This window comes from Streptomyces calidiresistens (assembly GCF_014141525.1).
Classification (GTDB): Bacteria; Actinomycetota; Actinomycetes; order Streptomycetales; family Streptomycetaceae; genus Streptomyces; species Streptomyces calidiresistens.
In genome coordinates, this window is the sequence record NZ_VKHS01000593.1 from 1 (window position 1) to 3,506 (window position 3,506).

2 protein-coding genes are annotated in these 3,506 nt (G+C 74.1%); both read right to left on the reverse strand.

The window, feature by feature from the left end; translation table 11 throughout:
• Positions 1-419: 419 nt before the first annotated feature.
• Positions 420-2,333: a 1-deoxy-D-xylulose-5-phosphate synthase gene (gene dxs, locus FOE67_RS20120; RefSeq protein WP_182666247.1), complete on the reverse strand. Its 1,914-nt coding sequence runs from the start codon at positions 2,331-2,333 to the stop codon at positions 420-422.
• A 216-nt stretch (positions 2,334-2,549) separates the two neighbouring features.
• Positions 2,550-3,131 carry an ABC transporter permease subunit gene (locus tag FOE67_RS20125; RefSeq protein ID WP_323385120.1) on the reverse strand — a complete coding sequence of 194 codons (582 nt, stop codon included), beginning with the start codon at positions 3,129-3,131 and terminating at the stop codon, positions 2,550-2,552.
• Positions 3,132-3,506: the final 375 nt, after the last annotated feature.

Genomic DNA, 3,506 nt, shown 5'->3' on the forward strand with positions numbered 1-3,506 from the left:
CGTCGGCAGCGTCAGCTGTGTATACGACACAGGGGCGTAAGGGGGGGTCGCCGGGACACTCCGGGCTCGTGGCGAACACCGGACGACTTCCCGTGTGATGGAAGTTCGATCCGCACGCCGGGGCAACGGTGTTCCGCTCGACGCCATGGGACGGAACGTCGGGCGGAAGGTTTCCGCTCACGCCCCACCGGGGCGTGGCCCTCGGGGCAGGCGGGACGAAGCGGGGAGCGGTGAACCGGGGTCCGGAACCGCGAACACCGAGCCCTCCGGGCCGGCCGGGCCCGGGAGTGGCACCCCTCTCGCCGCACCCACCCGATCGCGACGCGCCGCGCCCCGCCGGGGAACCGGCGGGGCGCGGGGTGTACGTGCCCGGCAGCGGAAGTCCCACCGCCGGCCGGCCCCGGGGGGCCGGGGATCCGTCAGTCGCTGCCCAGGGCGGCGGTGGCGGGGTCGAGGCGGCCGTCGAGACGGGCGACCACACCGGTGACCTGGCGGGCCAGGCCGGGCCCGGTGAGGCCCAGCTCCTCCAGCAGCTCCTTGCGGGAGGCGTGGTCCAGGAAGCGGCGCGGGATGCCGTAGTCGCGCAGCGGCACGTCCACCTCCGCGTCGCGGAGCGCCTGGGCGATGGCCGAGCCGACGCCGCCGGCGCGGCTGTTGTCCTCGACGGTGACGACCAGTCGGTGACGGGCCGCCAGGGCGGGCAGGGCCTCGTCCACCGGCAGCACCCAGCGCGGGTCGACCACCGTGGTGGAGATGCCCTGCTGTTCCAACAGCTCGGCGGCCTCCAGGCAGTTGGGGGCCAACGCGCCCACCGAGACCAGCAGCACGTCGGGACGGTCGGTGCCGGGCTCGCGGAGCACGTCCATGCCGCCCTCGGTGCCGACCGCGGCGACCGACGGGCCGACCGCGCCCTTGGAGTACCGCACCACGGTGGGGGCGTCGTCGACCTCGACGGCCTCCCGCAGCTGGAGCCGCAGCTGTTCGGCGTCGCGCGGGGCGGCCAGGCGCAGGCCGGGCACGCACTGGAGGATGGACATGTCCCACATGCCGTGGTGGGAGGCACCGTCGGGGCCGGTGATGCCGGCGCGGTCCAGCACGAAGGTGACGCCCAGTCGGTGCAGGGCGACGTCCATCAGCAGCTGGTCGAAGGCGCGGTTGAGGAAGGTCGCGTAGACGGCGAAGACCGGGTGCAGCCCGGATGCGGCCAGGCCGGCGGCGGAGACCGCGCCGTGCTGCTCGGCGATGCCGACGTCGTAGACGCGTTCGGGGAAGGCGTCGGCGAAGTCCTTCAGGCCGACCGGCCGCAGCATGGCGGCGGTGATGGCGACGATGTCCTCGCGCTCGCGGCCGATCTTCAGGATCTCCTCGCCGAAGACGGAGGTCCAGTCGGCGCCGGAGGCTGCCACCGGCAGGCCGGTGTCGGGGTGGATGACACCGACGGCGTGGAACTGGTCGGCCTCGTCCTCACGGGCGGGTCGGTAGCCGCGGCCCTTCTCGGTGATGCAGTGGACGATCACCGGGCCACCGAAGCGCTTGGCGCGCTGGAAGGCGGACTCCAGGGCCTCGACGTCGTGGCCGTCGATGGGGCCGACGTACTTCAGGCCGAGGTCCTCGAACATGCCCTGCGGGGCGATGATGTCCTTCAGGCCCTTCTTGGCGCCGTGCAGGGCGTCGTGCAGGGGCTTGCCGACCACGGGGGTGCGGTTGAGGAACTCCTTGCCGCGGGTCAGGAAGCGCTCGTAGCCGTCGGTGGTGCGCAGGGTGGCCAGGTGGCTGGCCAGGCCGCCGATGGTGGGCGAGTAGGAGCGCTCGTTGTCGTTGACGACGATGACCAGCGGGCGGTCCTTGGCGGCGGCGATGTTGTTCATCGCCTCCCAGGCCATGCCGCCGGTCAGGGCACCGTCACCGGTGACGGCGACGACATGCTGGTCGCGGCCGAGCAGTTGGTTGGCCTTGGCCAGGCCGTCGGCCCAGCCGAGGACGGTCGAGGCGTGGCTGTTCTCGATGAGGTCGTGCTCGGACTCGGCGCGCGAGGGGTAGCCGGACAGTCCGCCGCTGGAGCGCAGGCGGGAGAAGTCCTGACGGCCGGTGAGCAGTTTGTGGACGTAGCTCTGGTGGCCGGTGTCCCACAGGATGCGGTCGGCGGGCGAGTCGAACACCCGGTGCAGGGCGATCGTCAGTTCGACCACACCGAGGTTGGGGCCGAGGTGTCCGCCGGTCCTGGCGACCGAGCTGATGAGGAAGGTGCGGATCTCCGCGGCGAGCTCCCGGAGCTCGTCCGGGGTGAGTCGGTCGAGATCGCGCGGTCCCCTGATCCGGGTCAGCAGCGCCACCCGTGCCTCCTTGCTCTCGCTTGCACTCACGTGCCTCTCCGCCTGTTCGCGTCGGTTCGGCGTGTGTCGTCCACGTCGTCGACGGTTCTCGGGCCGCCTCCCCGGCGGGGGCGACGGCTCGGACCGACAGGCCGATTGTCGCGGGCGGCCCCGTTGCCGATCAGTCGAGTCTAGTCTTCCGCCTGCCCCGGGCCGCGTCCCGGGATGCGAGATGTGTCACCCATACGGCCACGACCCCGTGCGCGGACGCGAAGGTACCGGTTCGTCCCCCGAACGGACGAACCGGCCCCGTGCGACTCCCGGGTCCTCGCGCCGTCGGGCGGGCCGGGGCGGGACCGCGCGCGGCCTGCCGTCGGCGGCGTGACGGGTGCGACGGGTGCGACGGGACACGGAGTCCACGACCACCGCGACGAGCAGCACCACGCCGGTGATCGTGTACCGGAGCTCCCCGGCCGTGCCCACGAGGTTCGGGCCGGTGGTGATCGGCTGGATCACCGGGGTGTCGAGCAGCGCGGACCGGATTCCACCGCGTCCGCCGAAGAGGCGGGTGCCGCCGATGACGGCCGCGGCGGCGACGTCGATCAGCGGGTTGCCCGGGCCCGGGCTCTTGGACGCGCCCCCGGCCCGGGCGGCCCGGAAGAGCCCGGCGGGGGCCGCGAGGGAACTCGCGATCGTGAAGACGGCCGGGCGGACCCGGGCGACGTTGACACCGGCGCGTCGCGCCGCCTCGGCGTTCCCGCCGACCGCGAGGATCCACCGGCCGTGGCGGGTGCGGCGCACCGTGAACCCGGCGAGCACCGGGACGACCGGGAGGACGACCGGGGCGGCGGCAGCCCGCGGTGCCGGTTGAGGGTTCGGGCGACGCCCGAGGATGCGGCGGCCACCGGGGCGCCGCGCAGCCGGGTGGGCGGGCCGAAGGCGGCGCGGCGACGCTCCAGCGGCAGCGGGACGAGGAGGTGGCCGACGGTGAGGAGGGCGGTCGCGCCGTTGTCGCCGACGAGGGCGGTGACGCGGCCGGCGCGGATCTCCGGATCGACGTCGGTTCGGTGCCTGCGCGGCACCGAACCGTTTGGAGTTCCCGCGCGGCGCCGGCAGCGGGGCGGTCATGGTCGGGTGGGCTGCTTCCACCGGCCGGTGGGTGGCGGGACGGGTGGACGGCTCGGGTCGGCGCCC